This is a genomic window from Pseudomonas weihenstephanensis (assembly GCF_001043055.1).
Classification (GTDB): domain Bacteria; phylum Pseudomonadota; class Gammaproteobacteria; order Pseudomonadales; family Pseudomonadaceae; genus Aquipseudomonas; species Aquipseudomonas weihenstephanensis.
Genome location: NZ_JYLF01000003.1, coordinates 115,930 through 138,214, shown reverse-complemented (window position 1 = coordinate 138,214; position 22,285 = coordinate 115,930). Strand labels below are relative to the sequence as shown.

Annotated in this window: 23 protein-coding genes; 11 read left to right on the top strand and 12 right to left on the bottom strand. The window is 57.6% G+C overall.

What is annotated here, in order from left to right; genetic code table 11:
- Positions 1 to 126 precede the first annotated feature (126 nt).
- The gene (gene rnk, locus TU86_RS08215; protein WP_048363807.1) at positions 127 to 540 is read left to right on the top strand and encodes a nucleoside diphosphate kinase regulator; all 414 of its coding nucleotides are present in this window, start codon (positions 127 to 129) and stop codon (positions 538 to 540) included.
- A gap of 3 nt (positions 541 to 543) precedes the next feature.
- On the opposite strand, the gene TU86_RS08210 is transcribed toward rnk, so the two are convergent.
- Together TU86_RS08210 and TU86_RS08205 are read right to left on the bottom strand one after the other, a co-directional pair.
- Positions 544 to 3,393, bottom strand: coding sequence for a class I adenylate cyclase (locus TU86_RS08210; protein ID WP_048363806.1), 2,850 nt, complete (start codon positions 3,391 to 3,393; stop codon positions 544 to 546).
- Positions 3,394 to 3,576: 183 nt separating this feature from the next.
- Entirely contained in the window at positions 3,577 to 3,846 is a 270-nt protein-coding gene (locus tag TU86_RS08205; protein ID WP_048363805.1) for a TIGR02647 family protein, read from the bottom strand.
- A 401-nt stretch (positions 3,847 to 4,247) separates the two neighbouring features.
- Here TU86_RS08205 and oscA point away from each other — a divergent pair, with 401 nt between their 5' ends.
- From oscA to TU86_RS08170, 7 genes are all read left to right on the top strand, one after another.
- The gene (gene oscA / locus TU86_RS08200; RefSeq protein WP_047278876.1) at positions 4,248 to 4,430 is read left to right on the top strand and encodes a sulfur starvation response protein OscA; all 183 of its coding nucleotides are present in this window, start codon (positions 4,248 to 4,250) and stop codon (positions 4,428 to 4,430) included.
- Positions 4,431 to 4,496: 66 nt separating this feature from the next.
- Positions 4,497 to 5,510, top strand: a complete 1,014-nt coding sequence (locus TU86_RS08195) for a sulfate ABC transporter substrate-binding protein (protein WP_048363804.1) — start codon at positions 4,497 to 4,499, stop codon at positions 5,508 to 5,510.
- Positions 5,511 to 5,601: 91 nt separating this feature from the next.
- On the top strand, positions 5,602 to 6,420 hold the full coding sequence (gene cysT, locus TU86_RS08190; RefSeq protein WP_048363803.1) for a sulfate ABC transporter permease subunit CysT: 819 nt from the start codon (positions 5,602 to 5,604) through the stop codon (positions 6,418 to 6,420).
- 13 nt (positions 6,421 to 6,433) lie between these two features.
- Positions 6,434 to 7,306: a sulfate ABC transporter permease subunit CysW gene (gene cysW, locus TU86_RS08185; RefSeq protein WP_048363802.1), complete on the top strand. Its 873-nt coding sequence runs from the start codon at positions 6,434 to 6,436 to the stop codon at positions 7,304 to 7,306.
- 3 nt (positions 7,307 to 7,309) lie between these two features.
- Entirely contained in the window at positions 7,310 to 8,299 is a 990-nt protein-coding gene (locus tag TU86_RS08180; protein WP_048363801.1) for a sulfate/molybdate ABC transporter ATP-binding protein, read from the top strand.
- Between the two features lie 238 nt (positions 8,300 to 8,537).
- Positions 8,538 to 8,975 (top strand): hypothetical protein, encoded by a 438-nt coding sequence (locus tag TU86_RS08175; RefSeq protein ID WP_048363800.1) that lies wholly within the window; start codon positions 8,538 to 8,540, stop codon positions 8,973 to 8,975.
- 30 nt (positions 8,976 to 9,005) lie between these two features.
- A complete protein-coding gene (locus TU86_RS08170) occupies positions 9,006 to 9,506 on the top strand; it encodes a hypothetical protein (RefSeq protein WP_048363799.1) in 501 nt (166 codons plus the stop codon).
- Positions 9,507 to 9,560: 54 nt separating this feature from the next.
- On the opposite strand, the gene TU86_RS08165 is transcribed toward TU86_RS08170, so the two are convergent.
- Entirely contained in the window at positions 9,561 to 9,839 is a 279-nt protein-coding gene (locus TU86_RS08165) for a YheV family putative zinc ribbon protein (protein ID WP_048363798.1), read from the bottom strand.
- Positions 9,836 to 11,914 (bottom strand): oligopeptidase A, encoded by a 2,079-nt coding sequence (gene prlC, locus TU86_RS08160; protein WP_162207800.1) that lies wholly within the window; start codon positions 11,912 to 11,914, stop codon positions 9,836 to 9,838. Before prlC ends, TU86_RS08165 begins: the two co-directional genes overlap by 4 nt.
- Before the next feature lie 75 nt (positions 11,915 to 11,989).
- On the opposite strand from prlC, the gene TU86_RS08155 reads away from it, so the two are divergent.
- Entirely contained in the window at positions 11,990 to 12,538 is a 549-nt protein-coding gene (locus TU86_RS08155) for a gamma carbonic anhydrase family protein (protein WP_048363797.1), read from the top strand.
- 22 nt (positions 12,539 to 12,560) lie between these two features.
- Positions 12,561 to 13,205, top strand: a complete 645-nt coding sequence (locus TU86_RS08150) for an HAD family hydrolase (protein ID WP_048363796.1) — start codon at positions 12,561 to 12,563, stop codon at positions 13,203 to 13,205.
- Between the two features lie 233 nt (positions 13,206 to 13,438).
- Here the strand turns inward: TU86_RS08150 and betT are convergent, their stop codons facing one another.
- From betT to hemF, 6 genes are all read right to left on the bottom strand, one after another.
- Positions 13,439 to 15,442 carry a choline transporter BetT gene (gene betT, locus TU86_RS08145; protein ID WP_048363795.1) on the bottom strand — a complete coding sequence of 668 codons (2,004 nt, stop codon included), beginning with the start codon at positions 15,440 to 15,442 and terminating at the stop codon, positions 13,439 to 13,441.
- Positions 15,443 to 15,833: 391 nt separating this feature from the next.
- Positions 15,834 to 16,250, bottom strand: a complete 417-nt coding sequence (locus TU86_RS08140; RefSeq protein ID WP_048363794.1) for a hypothetical protein — start codon at positions 16,248 to 16,250, stop codon at positions 15,834 to 15,836.
- A gap of 169 nt (positions 16,251 to 16,419) precedes the next feature.
- Entirely contained in the window at positions 16,420 to 16,626 is a 207-nt protein-coding gene (locus TU86_RS23650; protein WP_157395885.1) for a lipid II-degrading bacteriocin, read from the bottom strand.
- Between the two features lie 412 nt (positions 16,627 to 17,038).
- Complete coding sequence (locus TU86_RS08135) at positions 17,039 to 17,365, bottom strand: DOPA 4,5-dioxygenase family protein (protein ID WP_048363793.1); 327 nt, start codon at positions 17,363 to 17,365, stop codon at positions 17,039 to 17,041.
- Positions 17,366 to 17,454: 89 nt separating this feature from the next.
- On the bottom strand, positions 17,455 to 18,276 hold the full coding sequence (gene aroE / locus TU86_RS08130) for a shikimate dehydrogenase (RefSeq protein ID WP_048363792.1): 822 nt from the start codon (positions 18,274 to 18,276) through the stop codon (positions 17,455 to 17,457).
- Between the two features lie 22 nt (positions 18,277 to 18,298).
- Positions 18,299 to 19,213 carry an oxygen-dependent coproporphyrinogen oxidase gene (gene hemF, locus TU86_RS08125; protein WP_048363791.1) on the bottom strand — a complete coding sequence of 305 codons (915 nt, stop codon included), beginning with the start codon at positions 19,211 to 19,213 and terminating at the stop codon, positions 18,299 to 18,301.
- Between the two features lie 161 nt (positions 19,214 to 19,374).
- Here hemF and TU86_RS08120 point away from each other — a divergent pair, with 161 nt between their 5' ends.
- The gene (locus TU86_RS08120; RefSeq protein WP_048363790.1) at positions 19,375 to 20,352 is read left to right on the top strand and encodes an NADPH:quinone reductase; all 978 of its coding nucleotides are present in this window, start codon (positions 19,375 to 19,377) and stop codon (positions 20,350 to 20,352) included.
- Between the two features lie 53 nt (positions 20,353 to 20,405).
- On the opposite strand, the gene tsaC is transcribed toward TU86_RS08120, so the two are convergent.
- Complete coding sequence (gene tsaC / locus TU86_RS08115) at positions 20,406 to 20,963, bottom strand: L-threonylcarbamoyladenylate synthase type 1 TsaC (RefSeq protein ID WP_048363789.1); 558 nt, start codon at positions 20,961 to 20,963, stop codon at positions 20,406 to 20,408.
- Positions 20,964 to 20,999: 36 nt separating this feature from the next.
- Entirely contained in the window at positions 21,000 to 22,106 is a 1,107-nt protein-coding gene (gene dprA, locus TU86_RS08110) for a DNA-processing protein DprA (protein WP_048363788.1), read from the bottom strand.
- Positions 22,107 to 22,285 lie beyond the last annotated feature (179 nt).

Below are 22,285 nucleotides of genomic sequence, written 5' to 3'. Positions count from 1 at the left end.
GGCTTGTGTATTTATTTTGCTGTGGTAGTGTCCGGGTTCGCCTCGCACTAACGAGGTTGGTCAAAACCCCGCCATTTTCTGGCGGGGTTTTGCTTTTTCGTGCAGAAAAAAGGAGTCTGCCAGGTCATGACCACTTCACCCGCCATCACGCTCACTCGCCTGGACGTGCAACGTCTTGAGCAACTGATCGACAAACTGGATGACACGTTGCCGGGCGTTATTGCCCTGCAAGACGAACTTGATCGCGCCGAAACCCTCGTGGGCCACGATGAAGTGCCCGCCGATGTCGTCACCATGAACTCGCGCGTGCACTGCCGCGAACAGAGCAGCGGCAAGGATTACCACCTGACGCTGGTTTACCCCAAGGACGCCAACGCGGACGAAGGCAAAATTTCGATCCTCGCGCCGGTGGGCAGCGCCTTGCTGGGCTTGCAAGTCGGTCAGCACATCGATTGGCCAGCACCGGGCGGTAAAACCCTGAAGATGGAACTGCTGGCTGTTGAAGACCAGCCCAAAGACGGCGGCCCTTTCCCGGCCTAAGCCTCAGACCTGCGCCAGCGCCTCGTTGAGCGCCTGCTCCAGATCCGCCTTGTAGCGCAGGTATAGATGGCTCGGGCTGTGGCTTTCGCCCAACAGCCCCGACAAATCCAGATCAGTGATATAACAACGGTAGCGCTCGGTTTCGCGGCGCTGCCCGATAATCTCCCGCGCCACCGCGCCATACAGCTGATCGCCATGGTCCATTTGGCTGAACTCACGCTGATTGCAATACAACGTGACCCATTGCCCACCATGAGCGCCCTTGCCGATGATCGCCTGCACCTCGTAGTAGGCGCTGTTCGCCGGGCTGACCGGTGCGCGCCGGGCTTCGATGCTACGCGCACGGCCAGTGCCTGAAGGCAATAACTGGTAATACAACACTTCAAGTGCAGCAGCTGGGTTGTTGTCCTCAAGCGGTTGGCAGGCTTCACGGCGAAACAACAACGCTTGCACGAACCGTTGCAGCGGCACCAACAAGCTCAATTCGTCATGGAAAGGGACTGTTTGCTGCCACACCACATTGCACTCATCCAGCACGGTCAACTCGGCACGCCCGTCATTGAGCCGGTAAAACACCTGAATCGCGCCAGGTTTTGCTTTGGGCAGCATCAACCCAAGGTCATGCTCGCCCAACGCCATCGCATCCAGATGCACAGCCCGATAAGCCGGCACGCTCTGGCTCAAATACCCCACCAGCGCGGCGCTGTCGGCCAACGCCACATGCCGCACTTCGCCCCTCGCCAGCTCCATGACGTGAAAACGCTGCTCCACTTGCACCACATAACTCACGGCGCGCCCGCTCAAACGCAAGGCTTGCGCCGTGTTGAAGACGCCCTCCACCCGATGCGCGATAAATTGCGCACGGTTATGGCACACACAGCGCACCCGCAACTCAGGCGTCTCACGCCCGTGCGGCTGGGCGTTGAGGTAATCGGTCAGGCAGTCGAACAATGCATGCTCGCCGTCGAACCGGCTGACGATCACTTCATTCCAGCTGTTGAGCGTAACTTGATCCAGCGTCAGCACCAGGTTTTCGCGCACCCCGGCATAACTCAGCGAGTCGGTACGCTCGGTAGTCATCACGATGTTCATTTCCCGGTGGTGCTTGAGTGGGTCAATCCCGACGTTAACCACGATCAGCACCTGCGCCGGGATGCTGGGCCGCAGCAATTGCGTTTCATCGACCGCTGCCAGCGGTAAGGCGATCAACTGCTGCAAGCAGCCCAACAGGTTAAACAACTCATATTCAGTAACATCCGTACTGCCCGGGTTCAACGCCAAGCGGGTGCTGCTGTCGATCACCCCATTGCGATGGCACCAGGCAAGCAACTCCAGCAGAGCAGGGCTGCGCCTGATGACGGGCGTATGTTCCCACTCATGCACCGCCAGATTGCCGCGATACACCCCCCAATGGTGCTCACCGGGTTCTTTTTTATTGGGGGAGTGCACCAGCGTCAGCAGATCTTGCGCCAGGTTGGGCGCGATACCCGGGTTGATGTGATCAACCTTGCCCGCCTTACGCTCAAACGCGGCATACAACCGGCGGCCCAACACATTCAAGTCACGCTTATTGGTCAAGCCTGCCGCCTGTTCATCACGGGCAAACTGGCTTAAAAACCGATAGCTGTAATTCAACTCATGCACCAACGCCCGGCGCTCGTGAATGGCCTGCTCGGCCTTCCACAGGGGACGACTGTCGAGCCACGCCAATTGGCGCTGATCCCAGCCCCATTCTGTGGTCAATCGCGCCAGTAACTGGCGCTGCCACTGTGTGCCGCGCTGGGCGATGCTGGCGGTCAGCTTACGGTTCACTTTCAAGTACAGGCTGCGGCGCACCAGCTCCAGCCGATCCACATCGCCACGCGCCTTGAGGTACTGCTCAATGCGCCGGTACACCACCACGTAGGGGTCCAGCTCATCGAGGGCTAACTGATTGGCGTACACCGATTGTTTGAAACGCAGGCTCAGGCACTCAACCTTCGGGTGTTCGCTGGCATACACCTCAATCAGCAGCAGCTTGAGCACCGACTTGTAGGGTGACTCAATGCCTTTGAACAACTGCCACAAACCAGCACCGACGAACTCCCCCGGCGGAATGCGCGCCAAATGCCCAAGATCGACGGCCTCATCGGCTCGAATAAAGCGCTTGGAGAGCAGCGTGTGAGTGAATTGCGCGTAGTGTGATTCTTCACACGCGGGTACCCACCACCACATTGGCGTACGGCCCGCGAGCCAGATGGCGGTGCGATAAAACTCATCCAGCAGCAAGTAATGCTGCGTCGTACCGCAATCATCCGTGCTCAAGCGGGCATCACGCTCACCGAGCGCAAAGCGTGGCCCGTCAATCAAAAAGAAATGCGCATCCGCCCCCAGCCCCGCCGCCCATGCCTCCAGCAATTGGCATTTTTTACGCAACTCATCGAGCGCCGACTCGCCAAGGTCAGGCCCATGACAGACCCACACATCCATATCACTCTGATCGGTCTGGGCCAGCGTGCCGAGGCTGCCCATCAAAAACAGGCCATGAATCGGCAACGCCGTCGTGGGCGTACGCGCTTTATATGAAAAGGAGCGGGTCAGGCGCTGGGCTTCGGCCAGGCTGACTGTGTCTGGCTCATAACCGGCCACCCCGGCAGGGGTGCTACCGGACACATAACCGGGCAATAAGGGATGGTTCACATGGAAAAAAAGAGGCAGCAGGCTTAAAACCGTTTGCTGACGCGGGGTCAAACCTTCCAGTGCGCGCAGCAGTCGACCCTGATTGACGCGCAGAAACCTCTCGCGCAAATGAGTGAGTGTCTGCCGATCTATACCTTCATTCAGATTGATCTGAATTTCCTGGGTGCGCGTCATATCGAACTCAAACCGGCTCGCCAGGCGAGAAAGAGGAGGGAGGCAACGTAGGAAGGAGTCTACAGCGAGAGGGCGAAAAACCTTAGGAGGAAAGCTCTTTTGGCGTCAGATTTTTTGCTTACTCAGAAGGTATGCCCGCGGAATCATTCATGATCAGAGCAATTCCGTGGGCGATCAGTGGCGTCAGGCAAACTCTGCCAGTCGAACGGCAGCAAAAGGCTTGGAGGTCAGAATGGACAACAGCGTTTGTACATGCTCGACAGCATCACGCCCCAGACTGGTGAGGTAACCGCCGTCAGCTTGAGTGATGAGGTCTTTTTCGTGGAGGCGTTTGGCGGCTGCAATCAGGTTATTGTCAGCATCTTGATGGACTTTCAGACCCTCTTGAGTGCTGTTCAGATCAAACAGTGCAAGGACTTCCAGTTCGGCAACCAATTCAGGGGGAAACGTCATAAGGACTCCAGACTATGCAGGAAGAGACGACAACGGCTCTAAGGTGAGCTTACTTAGGCGGTCTGTCCAGTGGCAGTTCTCGCCATGGTGGACCTGCGGGGCATTGAGAGCCTAGACGCAACCTGTAGTCGCTGCCCAGGCACGCAGGCTGCGACACCGTGCCAAGTCTCACTTGACCCTGCTCTCTGAACCCCTCGCCCACTTCCCAACGGTTTGATTTACAACCGCTTTGCCGCCGATCGCAGCCTGCGCGCCTGGGCAGCGACGAGCGAGCCAGATGAAAAATGACATTTCAGTTATATAAACATTCTTAAATAGTATTTTTAAGAATAATCGCGCCTCACTACTATTGCCTTCATGCCCGCACCCCCTCGGCACCCCCTATTTTCAGGAGCACCACCATGAGCGCATCTCTGCGTAGCGTTGACGGCCAGGACGAAGCCACCATTCTGCGGGAAATCCAGAGCGCGCTACGAGACCTGCGCTTCGGTGCCGTTGAAATCACAGTGCACAACGCACAAGTGGTTCAGATCGAACGTAAAGAAAAATTCCGCCTGCAAAACCCCGGTCAAAAAAATAGCTGAACCCCATAGCGCTCATTTGAGCCGCCTATAACAACTAAAAACACACGCTGTTTTGGAGCCTCACCTATGTCCCTACGCCGTTACGCTTTGGCCGCGCTGGCCAGTGCCATTTTTGCTGGCTCCGCTGTGGCCAAAGATTACGAGTTGTTGAACGTCTCTTACGATCCAACCCGTGAGCTGTATCAGGATTACAACGCCGAATTCTCCAACTTCTGGAAGCAAAATCATCCGGGCGACACCGTCAAAATTCAGCAATCACACGGCGGTTCGGGCAAGCAAGCGCGTGGCGTGATTGATGGCCTGCGTGCTGATGTTGTGACCCTGGCGCTGGCCGGTGACATCGACGAAATCGCCAAACTGAACAAAGGCTCGCTCCCGGAAAACTGGCAAACCCGCCTGCCGGAGGCCAGCACCCCGTACACCTCAACCATCGTGTTCCTGGTGCGCAAGGGCAACCCCAAAGGCATCAAGGACTGGGGCGACCTGACCAAAGACGGCGTATCGGTGATTACCCCGAACCCCAAAACCAGCGGCGGCGCGCGCTGGAACTTCCTCGCGGCCTACGCTTATGGCCTCAAGGCTAACGGTGGCGACGAAGCCAAGGCCAAAGCCTACGTACAAACCCTGTTCAAACACGTCCCGGTGCTGGACACCGGCGCACGCGGTTCGACCATTACCTTCGTCAACAACGGTCAGGGGGACGTATTGCTCGCGTGGGAAAACGAAGCGTTCCTGGCGCTGAAAGAAGACGGCGGCGCTGACAAGTTCGACATTGTCGTGCCTTCACTGTCGATTCTGGCGGAGCCTCCTGTGGCCGTGGTCGACAAAAACGCCGACAAAAAGGGCAATGGCGAGATCGCTAAAGCGTACCTCGAACACCTGTACAGCCCGGCCGGACAAGAAATTGCTGCCAAAAATTTCTACCGCCCGCGTGATGAAAAGGTCGCGGCCAAATACGCACAACAGTTTCCCAAGCTGGACCTTGTCACTATCGACAAAGACTTCGGCGGCTGGAAGACTGCTCAACCGAAATTCTTCAATGACGGTGGCGTGTTCGACCAGATCTACCAGGCGCAATAACTTGTGGGGCGGGGCCATTAGGCATCGCTGAAAGCTAGAACATTGAGCCCGCAATTGGTTTGCGGGCTTCGTGCGTTAAACAAGGACTTTTATGTCGCGTCGTATCTCCCCCGTCATACCCGGCTTCGGGCTGACACTGGGCTACACCTTGGTGTACCTCAGTCTGATTGTGCTGATCCCGCTGGCCGCCATGTTCGTACATGCCGCGCAACTGACCTGGGACCAGTTTTGGGCCATCATCAGCGCACCTCGCGTGCTGGCCGCGCTCAAGTTGAGCTTCGGCACCGCCTTTGTCGCGGCGCTGATCAACGGCATCATCGGCACCGTGCTGGCCTGGGTCCTGGTGCGTTACACCTTCCCAGGGCGCAAAGTGATCGACGCGATGATCGACCTTCCTTTCGCCTTGCCGACCGCCGTGGCCGGGATTGCTTTGACGGCGCTCTACGCCCCCAATGGCTGGATCGGCCAGTTTGCTGCCGACCTGGGCTTTAAAATCGCCTACACCCCGATGGGTATCACCCTGGCGCTGACCTTCGTCACGCTGCCGTTTGTGGTGCGCACCGTGCAACCGGTACTGGCAGACATTCCGCGTGAAATCGAAGAAGCCGCCGCCTGCCTCGGCGCCAAGCCGCTGCAAGTGTTCCGCTACATTCTGGTGCCCGCCCTGCTACCTGCCTGGTTGACCGGTTTTGCGCTGGCCTTTGCCCGTGGCGTCGGCGAGTACGGCTCGGTAATTTTCATTGCGGGCAACATGCCAATGAAAACAGAAATCCTGCCGTTGCTGATCATGGTCAAACTCGACCAATACGACTACACCGGCGCTACCGCCATTGGCGTGATGATGCTGGTGGTTTCCTTCATTTTGCTGCTGCTGATCAACCTGATTCAGCGCCGCATCGAAAAACCGTGAAGGAGGCCTGACCATGTCCAACTCCATTTCGAGCACGTCCTCGGTCGCCAACGCGGCGCGCCGTGGCAGCCCGCGCTCACGCCGCCTGCTGATCGGTTTCGGCTGGTTGTTTTTCACCGTGTTTCTGCTGCTGCCGTTGCTGATCGTAGTGTCCCAAGGCCTGAAACTGGGTTTCGGGGCGTTCTTCGACGCGATCCTTGAACCCGATGCCCTGTCGGCCTTGAAGCTGACCATCATCGCCGTGGTCATTTCGGTGCCACTCAACGTGGTGTTCGGCGTCAGCGCGGCGTGGTGCGTGAGCAAATACAGCTTTCGCGGCAAAAGCATCCTCGTGACCCTGATCGACCTGCCATTTTCGGTGTCACCGGTGATTGCAGGTCTGGTCTACGTATTGATGTTTGGCGCGCAGGGTTTTATTGGCCCTTGGCTGCAAGACCACGACATTCAAATCGTCTTTGCGTTACCGGGCATCGTACTCGCCACGATCTTCGTCACCGTGCCTTTCGTGGCCCGTGAACTGATCCCGCTGATGCAAGAGCAGGGCACCCAGGAAGAAGAGGCTGCACGCCTGCTGGGTGCCAACGGTTGGCAGATGTTCTGGCACGTCACCGTGCCCAACATCAAATGGGGCCTGATCTACGGCGTCGTGCTGTGTACGGCGCGGGCGATGGGTGAATTCGGTGCAGTGTCGGTGGTGTCCGGGCACATTCGCGGGGTGACCAACACCCTGCCGCTGCACGTCGAGATCCTCTACAACGAATACAACCACGTCGCCGCCTTTGCTGTGGCCACCCTGTTGCTGATCCTGGCGCTCTTCATCCTGCTGCTCAAGCAGTGGAGCGAATCCCGTATTAACCGCCTGCGCGCCAGCGCCGCGGAGGAATAAACCATGTCGATCGAAGTCCGTAACGTCAGCAAGAACTTCAATGCCTTCAAGGCGCTGAACAGCATCAACCTGGACATCCAGAGCGGCGAGCTGGTGGCCCTGCTTGGCCCTTCGGGCTGTGGCAAAACCACCTTGCTGCGCATCATCGCCGGCCTCGAAACCCCGGACGAAGGCAACATCGTGTTCCACGGCGAAGACGTCTCCGGCCACGACGTGCGCGATCGCAACGTCGGTTTTGTGTTCCAGCATTACGCGCTGTTTCGCCACATGACGGTGTTTGACAACGTTGCGTTCGGCCTGCGCATGAAGCCGAAAAAAGAACGCCCAAGCGAAACGCGCATTGCCGAAAAAGTCCACGAACTGCTGAACATGGTGCAACTGGACTGGCTGTCGGATCGCTACCCCGAGCAGCTTTCGGGCGGGCAGCGCCAGCGTATTGCCCTGGCTCGCGCCTTGGCCGTAGAGCCTAAAGTGCTGCTGCTGGACGAACCGTTCGGCGCCCTCGATGCCAAGGTCCGTAAAGAGCTGCGCCGCTGGTTGGCGCGCCTGCACGAAGACATCAACCTGACCTCAGTGTTCGTGACCCACGACCAGGAGGAGGCGATGGAAGTGGCCGACCGCATCGTGGTGATGAACAAGGGCGTGATCGAGCAAATCGGCTCACCGGGGGATGTGTACGAACATCCGGCCAGCGATTTTGTGTACCACTTCCTGGGTGACTCTAACCGCCTGCACATTGGTGAGGACCAACATGTGCTGTTCCGTCCGCATGAGGTGTCGTTGTCACGTCATGAGATAGAGGACCACCACGCCGCGCAGGTACGCGACATTCGCCCATTGGGCGCGACCACCCGGGTGACGTTGAAAGTTGAGGGTCAGAGCGAGCTGATCGAAGTGGAAGTGGTTAAAGACCACGACAGCCTCACCGACTTGGTGCGGGGCGAGACGTTGTTCTTCAAGCCTAAGGTGTGGCAAAAACACGCCAGCGTGTAATCGTCGACAGTGACAAACAGGCCTGACGTCTTACGACGCTCAGGCCTTTTTATTGAACAGCTCGCCGGTGAACAGACGTCATTCACTGTTTAAACCCGTGCACTTATCACCCTTTGGTCATCACGCCTTAGCCCCTGTCAATATTGACAGTAGGCAAAGCGGCGCTCTGTTAATACCCTGTGGTCATCGCGCTGTTATCCGCGTGCCTACTCATTGACTGTCACAAAGGCGCCACTTGATGAACACTGAGCAAGATGATGATTCAACGGTTCGTCTACCTGCCACTGGCAGTGTAAAGGCCAACATGACCGTGGACGGCACCTCTTACACCTTTAGTTCGGATTCAGTCACGCACTTCTATAACCCCAGCTTCTCGCACTACCGTATGTCTGGCGTGAGCAGCAAACCCGATAGCACCATTTTTCTGTGGATAAAAAAGGGCATATCGAATGGCGTTTATGACTTGGGCCAGGCGAATCGGGATGTCTACATGGACATTCGGTATGCGCAGGTAACAACAAGGGCCACCGAAGGTAAAGTCGATATCAAGGTGGTTATCACGCCTGAACGGCACCATTTCCAGGCGACCTTCAATTTTGTTGCTGGCCAACAAAATGAATACAAAGTGACAAATGGGGAGCTTGATATTTCAAGGGTTTTCGAACTGGCCAAATAATTGATCATGCTCACGCAGAGGAAATAAACCATGTCCGAACACATTGTTTTAATTCCAAAAACGTCCCACTCCCATACCCTTAAAGGTAATTTTGAATGGGTGTTTGATGAGGGGAACTTTCGCGCCACGGCCAACACTTTCTATTTGAGTGACTGGAGCATGGGAGACAAACCGCAGTGGGTGTTCTCCGGTTCAATAGGCCAAGTCGTCACCGATAACTATGTCGGCTTCTTATTCATGATTCCGTATATAAACAATGAACCACTGGACCGCAGTTACCAACTCAGTGACGGGTTGTATGCCACCTATTCTTACTCGATACCACCGCCACCGCAGTACCACACTGTTCGCCAACACAAGGCCGACAGTGCCACGCTGAAAGTGAAGCTTGACCCCTCGGCAGGCACTGTAGAAGCCACCTTCGAAGCAACGTTCACGATCGACAGCACTGAGAAAAAAGCAACAGGTCAATTTAATCTCTTGCGGGACGATTTGGCATCAGAGCCAGGCCACCACACTCACACCTCATGAGGGTGATGCGGTGTCTGTGCAACACCGCATCACTGTGCTTAATGGGCGGAGGAACTAAGGCTTTTTCAGCTTCGGGTTCGGGTAAAACTGCACCGCCTGCACTTTAGGGTCCGGGGTTTTTTTCAGCGCTGAAACATTCACCCGCGTACCCAGTTCTTTGGGTATCGACAAACCTTGCTCATTCAACGTGTCCGAGTAGCCACACGCCACGCACTCGCGGTGCGGCACCTCATCTTCATTCCACATCATCAGCTTGTCAGGCTCGCTGCACGCCGGGCACACAGCCCCGGCGATAAAGCGTTTTTTGGTCACGTTCACCGGTGCATCACTCATGCTGCCGCGCCTTCGGTCAGGCCGCTGTGACGCAACAATGCGTCAATCGACGGCTCACGGCCACGGAAGTCCTTGAACAGCTCCATGGGTGCCTTTGAGCCACCACGGGCCAGAATAGCCTGACGGAATGCCTTGCCGGTGTGCGGGTTGAACACACCTTCTTCTTCAAAACGCGAGAACGCGTCCGCCGACAGCACTTCGGCCCACTTGTAGCTGTAGTAACCGGCCGCGTAACCCCCGGCAAAGATGTGCGCGAAGCTGTTAGGGAAGCGGTTGTAGGACGGTGGACGCATCACCGACACTTCGTCGCGAATGCCTTCAAGCACCTGCGCCACAGTGCGGCCATCACCGTGGGTGGCGTGCAGTTCGAAGTCGAACAGCGAAAACTCCAGTTGGCGAACCATCATCAGCCCGGACTGGAAGTTTTTGGCGGCGAGCATTTTTTGCAGCAAGTCTTGTGGCAACGCTTCACCGGTTTCGTAATGACCGGAAATCAGCGCCAGACCTTCAGGCTCCCAGCACCAGTTTTCCATGAACTGGCTCGGCAACTCGACCGCGTCCCACGCCACGCCATTGATGCCCGACACGCCCGCGTGTTCGATTTCGGTGAGCATGTGGTGCAAGCCGTGCCCGAACTCATGGAACAGGGTGGTCACTTCGTCGTGCGTCAACAGTGCAGGTTTACCGGAAACTGCAGGCGTGAAGTTGCACACCAGGTTGGCCACCGGGCTTTGCAGCACACCCGCCGCCGTGCGACGACGGTCGCGGGCGCCGTCCATCCACGCACCGCCACGCTTGTTGGCGCGGGCGTACAAGTCAAAGAAGAAGCGCCCGATGTGCTGGCCGTTTTCTTTGATTTCGAACAGCCGTACATCCGGGTGCCAGGTGTCGAAGCCCTTGGTTTCAACAATGTCGATGCCGTACAACGTATGCACGATGTCGAACAGGCCTTTGAGCACGGTGTCGATGGGGAAGTAAGCACGTAGGGCCTCTTGCGACACGCTGTAACGCTGCTCGCGCAGTTTCTCGCCATAAAAGCCGCTGTCCCAGCTTTTAAGCTGCGGGCAGCCTTGTTCGGCGGCATAGGCTTGCAACTGCTCAAGGTCGCGCTCGGCGAACGGCTTGCTGCGCTTGGCCAGATCGCGCAGGAAGGTCAGAACCTGATCCGGCGTCTCGGCCATTTTGGTGGCCAGGCTCAGCTCGGCAAAGCTGCCGAAGCCCAGCAATTGAGCCAGTTCCTGACGCAGGTCGAGGATTTGTTCCATCACCGGGCCGTTATCGAACTGACCGGCATTCGGGCCTTGGTCCGACGCACGGGTGCAATACGCCGCGTAGACTTCTTCGCGCAGGGCGCGGTCCTCGGCGTAGGTCATCACCGGGTAGTAGCTGGGGAATTCGAGGGTAATCAGCCAGCCATCGAGGCCTTTGGCCTGGGCTGCTGCGGCCATTTGCGCCTTGGCCGACTCTGTCAGGCCAGCCAGTGCGGCTTCGTCCGTAATGTGCTTGGTCCACGCTTGGGTGGCGTCGAGCAATTGGTTGGAGAACGTACTGCCCAGCTCGGACAGTTTGCTCTGCACCTCGGCGTAGCGTTTTTGCTTCTCGGCGGGCAGGTCGATGCCCGACAGACGGAAGTCACGCAGCGAGTGCTCAAGAATGGTTTTTTGCGCGTGATCAAACTCGGCCACCTGCGGGCTGTGCGCCAACGCGTCGAAAGCCTGGAACAGCGCACGGTTCTGGCCCATTTCGGTGGAATAGGCGCTCAATGCAGGCAAGCACGCCTCGTAGGCGGCACGCAGTTCAGCGTTGTTACACACTGCGTTGAGGTGGCTGACCGGGCTCCAGGCGGCGCCCAGGCGGTCGTTCAGCTCATCCATCGCCAACACCAGGCCTTCCCAGGTCGGGTTGTGGCCTTGTTGTTTAAGAATTGCTTCAATGCCGGCGCGGTTGTCGGCGAGGATCTGCTCGATGGCCGGCTGTACGTGCTCAGGACGGATCGCCGAGAACGGCGGCAGGTCGTAGGGCTGCAATAGAGGGTTGTTCTCGCTCACGTTTGGCACCTTGGCTGGAAGAAACATTGGGCCATCTTAATTACAATCGACGCTCTGCGCAGCACTCTGCCCCGCTATTACTGCTAAAGAAGGAAGCTATTTGTGTCCATCCGTCCGTTCCAGCAGCACACACCTTCATTGGGCGAGCGCGCCTTCGTCGACCGTTCGGCCGTGGTCATCGGCGATGTCGAGATCGGTGCCGACAGCTCCGTCTGGCCGTTGACCGTGATCCGTGGCGACATGCACCGCATCCGCATCGGGGCGCGCACCAGCGTGCAGGACGGCTGCGTGTTGCACATCACCCACGCCGGGCCGTTCAACCCCCAGGGCTTCCCCTTGCTGATGGGTGACGATGTGACCATCGCGCACAAAGTCATGCTGCATGGCTGTACCGTGGGCAGCCGCGTTTTGATCGGCATGGGCAGCATCGTGATGGACGGCGCCGTGATTGAAGACAACGTGATTGTCGGCGCGGGCAGCCTGGTACCACCGGGCAAGCGTCTGGCCAGTGGCTTTCTGTATGTCGGCAGCCCGGTCAGGCAGGTGCGCGAACTGACCGAAAAAGAGCAAGCCTTCTTCACCTACAGCGCGGGTAACTACGTAAAACTCAAAGACCAGCACTTGGCCGAAGGCTACCACCTGCCGCTTTAAGCCCACTTTTTAGGAGCCTTGCATGCATTACCCAAACGTATTGTTCGACCTCGACGGCACCCTGACTGACCCGCGCGAAGGCATCACCCGCTCGATCCAGTATGGCCTGAGCAAAATGGGGATCGACGAACCTGACCTGACCCAACTCGAACACTTCATCGGCCCGCCATTGCTGCAACAGTTCATGGCCACCTATGGTTTTAACGAGGCACAAGCGTGGGAAGCGATGGGGTTCTACCGCGAGCGTTTCGCGGTGACCGGGCTGTATGAAAACGAAGTGTTCGAGGGCGTCACGCCGTTGCTGCAAGAGCTGGTGGCGCAGGGTCGGCAGCTCTTTATCGCCACCTCGAAGCCGCACGTCTATGCCCGTGAAATCGCCCGTCACTTTGGCTTCGCACAGCACTTCAAGGTGATTTACGGCAGCGAACTGGACGGCACCCGCACCAACAAGGTCGAGCTGATTGCTCATCTGATGCACGAACAGGGGCTGGACCCGGCGCAAACCTTGATGATCGGCGACCGCAAACACGACCTGATCGGGGCGCGGGACAACGGCCTGGATGCCGCCGCAGTGGGCTATGGTTTTGGCAGCTTTGAAGAGCTGAACGCGTTCGCCCCCAAATACCACTTCGACACGCTGGCGCAGTTGCACCAAGCCTTCAAGTGACACAACACCCCGCAGGCTGCGATCTTTTGATCGTTAAAGATCACAGCCTGCGAGACAGGTGTATCAGCACGCCATAAACGCCAGCGGCAAATTCCGGATCTGCTCACGCACCGGCGGCTGATAAGGCCCTTCGCAGGTCAATGATGCAGCAGCTCTTAGCGCACGCACCGCGCGTACCGCCAGCACAACCCCTGCGAAAACAAGCCCGCCCATTGCGGGCGGGCTTGTTTCAATCAGCGCACCAGATGCAGGAACTGCATGTGGCGTTCGTACTGGTCGAGGATGTCGTTGATGATTTGCTCTTTGGTATAGCCGGTCAGGTCGTAGTCCTGGCTGCCTTCACTCAAGTGCACTTCAGCGCGGTAGTAACGACGATTACGCAGTTGCTCTTTTTTGCCAAACCCGCCACGGGCGAAGGACGGCGTGAAATAGCCACGCATCTGCACCTGATAGATGAACGGGTGCTCTTCACCGTGACCGATCTCCAGGCTCACGTTGTCATTGGCCGGGTCCGGCTGGGTGACGACGTTCAGGCCTTTTTCACGGAACACCGCGCTCACTTCTTCAATCGCCGGGCGCACCGTGGAGTCCATAAAGCGGTACACCTCGTCACGCGACGGGAAGTGCACGGCTTGGCTGAGGCGTTGTCGCCAACCGCCACGCCCACGGCGCGAGGCCGAGACCGGTGCCAAGGAATGCATCTGTGCAATTTGCTTCTGCGATTCCAGATAGAACGCTTTGTGCAGGCCCCACATCATCAGCAACAAAATCAGCGAGAACGGCAACGATGTCAGCACCACCGCCGACTTGAGCGCATCAATGCTGCCCGAAAATAACAGCGCACTGGTGATCAGCGCCGTCATTGCACCCCAGAACACCCGCAGCCATTTCGGACCGTCTTCGTCAGCGTTATTACCTCGCGCCGAGAGGGTAGACAGCACCACGGTGCCGGAGTCGGCCGAGGTGACGAAGAACACAAAACTGATGAACACCGTCACGGCGATCACGGTTTTGCTCCACGGGTAAGTTTCCAACAGCAGGTACAAGGTCCGCGACGGGTCGTCGATGGCCGACTGACCGAGGGCAACCATGCCGTGGTTGAGCACTTGGTCGATGGCGCTGTTACCGAAAATCGACATCCACGCCAGGGTAAAGCCCAGCGGGATCAGCAGCACGCCGAACACGAACTCACGGATGGTGCGGCCCCGGGAAATACGCGCAATGAACAAACCTACAAACGGCGACCATGCGATCCACCAGGCCCAGTAAAACACGGTCCAGCCACCCAGCCAGTCGCTCGGTTTGTCGTAGGCGTACACATCGAAACTCTTGGTCGGCAATGCGCCCAGGTAGTCACCGATGTTTTGCACCAGGGTGTTGAGCAAATGTTGGGTCGGCCCTGCGAACAACACAAACAGCAGCAGCGCACAGGCCAGCAGCATGTTGATGTCCGACATCACCCGCACGCCTTTGTCGACCCCGGCGATGGCCACCAGAATGGCCGCGCCCATCATCAACGTGATCAGACCCACCTGCACCCATTGGGTATGCGGCATGCCGAACAGATAGTCGAGGCCGGAGTTGAGGTGCAACACCCCAAAGCCCATGTCGGCACCCAGACCGAACACGGTCGCGATGATGCCGAAGCCGTCTACCGCGTAGCCGATAGGGCCGTTGATTCGTTTACCGATCAGCGGGTACAGCGCCGAACGCAGCGCCAGCGGCAGGTTGTGGCGATACGCGAAGTACGCCAGCGCCATGCCGACAAACGCAAACACGCCCCAGCCATGCAAACCCCAGTGCAAGAACAGCAACTGCATGCCCTGGCGCGCGGCCTCGGCATTACCGGCCGGGCCTTGAGGCGGATTGAGCATGTGGGTCAGCGGTTCGGACACACAAAAGAAAAACAGCGTGATGCTGATCCCAGCGGCGAACAGCATCCCCGCCCAGGACAGGTAACTGAACTCAGGTTCGTCGTGGTCGGCACCGAGCTTGATCTTGCCGTAGCCGGACAAGGCGGTGACGACCACGAAGATCAGATACAGGGTCATCGCTAGCATGTAATACCAGCCGACCGTATTGGCCGCCCAGTTTTGCGCAGCCAGCAGCCATTTACCGGCCTCCACGGGCATGCAAATCACTACCACGCCAAAGATCAGAATAAAGATCGCTGCGAAGTAAAACACGGGCGGGTTCATGCGGATCGAGGACGTCTCAGACGTCATGGGTACACTCATTGGATGTGCACCTTATAGAGATAAAACGCGGGCAAAAAGAGCGGATTCGGCAAAGGTTAGCCTCCTGTTGTGAGCGGGCAGCGGACCACCGTTTTAAGTTGAACGAGTATTCAAGTTAAACATGGATGGCCTTTTAGAACTAATCGCTGCCCACGGCTTCACGTCTAATACGTTAGCTCATGGCATGGTATGACACATGGCCATGATCAACGTTCAGCCGTTGCCACAAGGGGCTATCAGCGCCATGAGGGCGCTGGGAGAAGCGGCTGGATTTCAGCGTTGAAAAAAAATTCAAAAAAAATCCTCACACCAAGAAACTGATCAAAAAACAGTCAATTTCGAAGCGTTTAATCAGGAATAGGTGCCGGTAGAAATCCGACGATCAACGCCACTATTTGAGGATGTAGACTCGTCTCGGTACCGACACCCACACAAGACCGATAACAAGCGCATAAAGCACAACGCCCACCACACTGAAAAATGTATCGAGCACATACCCAGCGATTATTAAAATACCCAGCAACGAAGCCAGCACCAGCCAGCTATTAAACATGATAAATACCGCTATTTTTAAACGGTAGGAGGACGTTGACAGCTGAGTGGAAATCAGCACTCCCACACCTGCCATCAACACCGCAAGAAGCCCGACGCCTAGCATTATTGCAACGTAAATTACTGGCGCAGGAACACCCGTCGTCTCTAACACATTCGAAGGATTCTCGGATATATCACCGCTGGCCAAGTGCAAACTAAAGCAGGCCAATATAAAAAAAACAATAGACGCCAACAAAAACTTGGAACGACTCATCGAACACCTCGATTTTTTTCAACGAGTTGCAGTCTGGCCTTTTGGTTGATTTACGACATGCTGCCTATTCAAATATTAGACTGACACCGCTCCACCCTTTCGCTAAAAATAAACGCCTTAAGCAAGGCATAACCGCTGAAACTATCCTCTCCAGCGTCACAGATATTAATCATTGACCCACCCTGTTTATGGGGATCTCGCCTGGCACTTCTATCGTGTCGTCATATCGCATTACCTTGCCAAGAATAGAAGCAAGCGTTTCGCCCACCCCATTACGAGGGTTCGACGGATTCGCATCATCTCTATCGTTGAGTGCGCAAATCTCTCCATTGAATAACCAACCAGCGCTGGATTTTTTGTTTACCTGTTGGCACACAGTTGATCAGCAGCAGCTCAAGCCTTTAATTCGATTTTTGAATAAACGCTCCAACCGTTGCGTTTCACAAACTCTTCAAAAGTAGCAATACAGTCAAACTTTGAAGAGTTTTGAATTCTAGACTCCAGCGACATAGCAACCGGATCTGACCTGCCTGGGGGAAACTTTGCCCACAATTTAGACGTGGGCCGACGGTGAATAGTGGCCTCCAGAATTACATTCAGGGTAAGCCGTAACATCGATAGCAGGCAATGTTGTGCGCATTTAATAACCGTATACATTCACCTAAGATTATTAAATCTAGACTCAACGACGAAATACAACCATAAGGAAGGAGCCCAACTTTATGTCAGACGCATCCCGATTTAAATAATCTACTCAAACTTATACGCCACAGGGCCTGCGTTCGCGTTCAAAAAACAGACAAATCCAGCGGCCGAATCGCCCCCATCCAGATCGCATGTTCCGTGTGATCCAGCAGGTCATTTCCAGTATCGGGGTGCAGAAAAACCACTAATCCACGCCGATTAAGCGCCAGCCACGGTAAGACCACGCCGATCAGTTCAGGGCCAAACGCAAGTTGGCAGCTCCAGTCCGGGTGCGGGCCAACCGGGCGTTGGTGGACCCGGCCCATCTGCACGTTAAATAGCTGGGTCGCTTCTTCGGCCAGGGCGCGTGCCTGATCGAGGGTCGAGGCATCGAAATATAGGTGAGCGTGGTAACCCTTGATGCGCTGCATAAAAACCTCCAACCGCCGTAACCGCAGGCTGCGTCCGGCGCCATAGCCGTCGTAATAAGCAAACGCCGCCTGCGCTGGCGGCTACCGGTTTAGTTGGCCAACAATTTGCGCAAGTGCGCCAACGCAGGTGCGGTGTCCGGGCGTACGCCACGCCACAGGTAAAAGGCCTCTGCCGCCTGCTCTGCCAACATGCCCAGTCCGTCCATGACCGTGCCCGCGCCGTGCGCGCTGGCCCACACACAGAAAGGTGTTGGCTCTTTGCCATACATCATGTCGTAGCACAGGGTTTTGCCTGGCTCGATCAAGCTGCTGGCAATGGGCGGCAACTCACCTGCCAGGCTGGCCGAAGTGGCATTGATGATCACGTCCACCGACTCAGCCAACCAGTCATAACCACTGGCCGAGACCGGTCCCAGGTCGCTGAACAGCTCGGCCAGCACTTCCGCTTTTTCGACGGTACGGTTGGCAATAATGAGCGAGGCCGGTTGTTCAGCCAGCAATGGCTCCAGCGCACCCCGCACCGCGCCACCCGCGCCCAATATCAGAATGCGTTTGCCTTTGAGGCTAAAGCCCGCGTTGACCGTCAGGTCGCGCACCAAGCCTGCGCCGTCGGTGTTGTCGCCCAACACGTTGCCATCGGCCAGCTTGCTCAAGGTATTCACCGCACCGGCCCGCTGCGCGCGCGCGGTCAGTTGCGTGGCCAGGCGGTAGGCCTCTTCCTTGAATGGCACCGTGATATTGGCGCCACGCCCATCTTTGAAAAACGCGGTGGCGCAGCCTGTGAAATCATCCAGCGGTGCGAGCAGGGTGTCGTACTGCATGGCCTGACCGGTTTGCTCGGCAAATAAGCGGTGCAGCACCGGCGATTTGCTATGGGCGATCGGGTTACCAAAAACGACGTAACGGTCCATCAGGCAAGCTCCTCGGGCAATGTCAGGCGTTGGCCAACCAATCGCGGTCTTGCAAAAAGTAATCGGTCAGACGCGCTTCGGGGCTGCCTGGCTCGGCCTTCCAGTCGTAGCCCCAGCGCACTTGAGGTGGCAACGACATCAGGATCGATTCGGTACGGCCACCGGACTGCAAGCCAAACAAGGTGCCACGGTCGTAGACCAGGTTGAACTCCACGTAGCGGCCGCGGCGGAACTCCTGGAATTCGCGCTGCTGGGCGGTGTATTCGTCGTTTTTGCGGCGCTGAATGATCGGCAGGTAGGCATCGATGTAGGCATCGCCGATGGCACGAATGAAAGCGAAGCAGGTGTCGAAATCCCACTCGTTCAAGTCATCAAAGAACAGGCCGCCGATGCCGCGCGGCTCGTTGCGGTGCTTGATGTGAAAGTAGGTGTCGCACCAGGCTTTGTAGCGCGGGTAGACATCGGCACCGAACGGCGCGCAAGCCTGCTCGGCAATGCGGTGCCAGTGCACGCAGTCTTCTTCAACGGCGTAGTAGGGCGTCAGATCGAAGCCACCGCCAAACCACCAGACCGGCTCTTCGCCTTCTTTTTCAGCGATGAAAAAACGCACGTTGGCGTGGGACGTTGGCACATGCGGGTTGTGCGGATGGATCACCAACGACACGCCCAGCGCTTCGAAACCACGGCCTGCCAGCTCAGGGCGGTGAGCGCTGGCCGAGGGTGGCAAGCCGCTGCCAAAGACGTGGGAAAAGTTGACGCCGCCTTTTTCGATCACATGGCCATTTTCAATCACACGGGTCCGACCGCCACCGCCTGCCGGACGCTGCCAAGCGTCTTCCACGAAGCGGGTGCCGCCGTCTTCGGTTTGCAGCGCGTTGCAAATGCGGTCTTGAAGGTCGAGCAAGTAGGCTTTTACAGCCTCGGTGCGGGTAGTCATGACATCACCTTGAATAGGTCAAAGCTACGCGGCACTTCGTCAGAGCGGGGCCGGCGGCAAAGGGCGGCTAGCATAACACCGCCCCCGGCCTCATCGCAGTTGACGAAGATCACGCTTAAGCGTTGGATGTAGCCTTCGTGAAATCAGCGAGGACAGTGCAGATGGCTAAACGTATTCAGTTTCGGGCCCACGGCGGCCCAGAAGTGCTTGAGTTTGTTGACTACTCACCCGCCGCGCCGGGCCCGCAACAGGTGCGGGTACGCAACCAGGCCATCGGTCTCAATTTCATCGATACCTATTACCGTGGCGGCCTCTACCCGCTGCCTGAACTGCCGTCCGGGCTGGGCAACGAGGGCGCAGGCGTTGTCGACGCGGTCGGCAGCGACGTGCACAACGTCAAAGTAGGCGACCGCGTGGCCTATGGCACCGGCCCACTGGGGGCGTACAGCGAATTGCACGTGCTGCCCGCCGCAAATGTGGTGAAGCTACCCGACGATATTTCGTTTGAGCACGCAGCAGCCGTAATGCTCAAGGGCCTGACGGTGCAGTACCTGCTGCGTCAGACCTATGAACTTAAAGGTGGCGAAACCATTCTGTTCCACGCGGCTGCCGGGGGCGTCGGTTCGATTGCCTGCCAATGGGCCAAGGCGCTGGGTGTGAAGTTGATCGGGACCGTCAGCTCGCCAGAAAAAGCCGCACTGGCCAAAAAGCTTGGCGCGTGGGAAACCATCGATTACAGCCATGAAGATGTCGCTCAACGCGTGCTGGAACTGACCGACGGCAAGAAATGCCCCGTGGTGTATGACGGCGTGGGCAAAGACACTTGGCTCACATCATTGGACTGCTTGTCGCTGCGTGGGCTGATGGTCAGCTTTGGCAATGCCTCCGGTGCAGTGACGGGTGTGAACTTGGGGATCTTGGCGCAGAAAGGCTCGTTGTACGTCACGCGCCCGACACTGGCGTCCTACGCCAACAGCCCACAAAACCTGCAAACGATGGCGGACGAGCTGTTCAACATGATCCGCAATGGCCACATCACCGTGGACATCAGCCAGCGCTTTGCCTTGAAAGACGCAGCCAAGGCGCAGACCGAACTGTCAGCCCGTCGCACCACCGGGTCGACCATCTTGGTGCCCTGATGTGCCAAACCACGTAGGAGCGAGCTTACTCGCTCCTACGTTTGTGTAAGGATTTACGCCGGGCGAACCACTTTGCCCGTCGCCAAATCACGAATCACGCTCGGGTTTTTACGCCCGCCCAGGTTGCCACCCAAAACGTGGTCGATTTGCCCACGGAAATACTGCTCCACCTTGAGTCGCGTGCGTGCCGCCGGCAGCCCGGCCGGGTTGGCAGACGTCGACACAATCGGCCCTACCAGCGAGCACAGCTCCCGCACCAGCGGGTGATCGCTCACACGCAAGGCCACCGAATCGTGCATGCCGGTGATCCACTCGGGCAACAACCCTTGGTGCGGCACCAACCAGGTGTTGGGCCCCGGCCAAGTGCTGGCCATGCGGTCGAGCCAGTCCTGCGGGAAGTCTTCAAACAAAAAGTCGAATTGGTGAATGTTGTCGGCCACCAAAATCAGGCCTTTTTCCACCGGCCGCGATTTGATTGCCAGCAACCGCTCGACGGCCTCTTCATCCCATGGGTCGCAACCCAATCCCCAAACAGCTTCGGTGGGGTAGGCAATTACCGCGCCCGCGCGAATGGCTGTTGCGGCTTGCTGTACGCGCCAGGTGCTGATCATTGAATGTCTCCAGATGTGTGCTGTGCGCAAGTGTACTTAGCTGGCGCGAGCAAACCAACGCCCGGCCTCCAGCACCACGTGGCCCTCCAGTTCCAGCTCGGTCAGGGCGGCCAGCAACGCGGGTAATTCCCAACCACTGGCACTGGCCAGTCCTTCGCTGGTGTAAGGCGATGCCTGCAACAATTGCACGAGCAGATGACAGCTTGGCGTAAACATTCCACCTGTCGATAAGGGCATGGATCGCCAGCCGTGTAACCCTTCCAGAATGTGTTCGACTGTTTCCACCAGCGTAGCCCCATCGCGGATCAATTGATGGCAACCCCGCGCACCGGGGTGGTGGATCGAGCCGGGTATGGCGTACACCTCACGCCCTTGTTCGGCCGCCAGCCTGGCCGTGATCAGCGAGCCGCTGGCCACACTGGCTTCCACCACCAGCACGCCGAGCGATAAACCGCTGATGATGCGGTTGCGCCGCGGGAAATTGCCCGGTAGCGGTCCGGCGTCCAGCGGGAACTCCGAAACCACTGCGCTGCCGCTGGCAATCATTGCGTCGGCCAGCGCGTGATGGCGCTGTGGATAAAGTTTTTGCAACCCGGTGCCCAACACGCCAATTGTTTGCCCGCCGATGTCCAGTGCAGCCTGATGCGCCGCGCCATCTATGCCCAACGCCAAGCCACTGGTGATCACAAAACCGGCACCCGCCAATGCGCGAGAAAAGGCCGTGGCGGTGTCCAGAGCGGGCCGTGAAGCGCGTCGGCTACCGACCATCGCCAACTGCGGTTTTTCCAGAATAGATGGCTCGCCCGCCACGAATAACAGCGGCGGCGCATCGTTGAGTTCAGACAATAACGCCGGGTAATTGCACTGATCATGCAGCAGCACATGGTGCTTGCAGCCCTCAAGCCAGCGCAATGCAGCGCTTGCACCGTCGCGAACTACGGCGCTGCGCCGAGCCTCGGCGCACACCGCTGGCAGCCCCAAAGCACGCCACGCGCTGGCCGGTGCGCTGAGCGCCGAACTGGCCGAACCAAAGGCACTGAAAAGCGTGGAGTAACGCCGGGGGCCAAGCTCGGGCAAGCCATGCAAGCGCAGTCGGGCTTCGAGCTCAGCAGGGGAAATACGGGAACAATCAGACAGCGACATAGGATCATCCTTGATCGGTTTCAGCAGCGTTACGCAATGAACAAGCTGTGGATAACTCTGTTAACAAGTTGTTGGGCAATCGCCGCAATCGCGACGGTTGAGCCTGCTCATTCACTTGAAAAACAGCGGGCACACCCCACCTTAGTTGAACGATTCAGCCAGGCAGGGAAGGGGCCAAT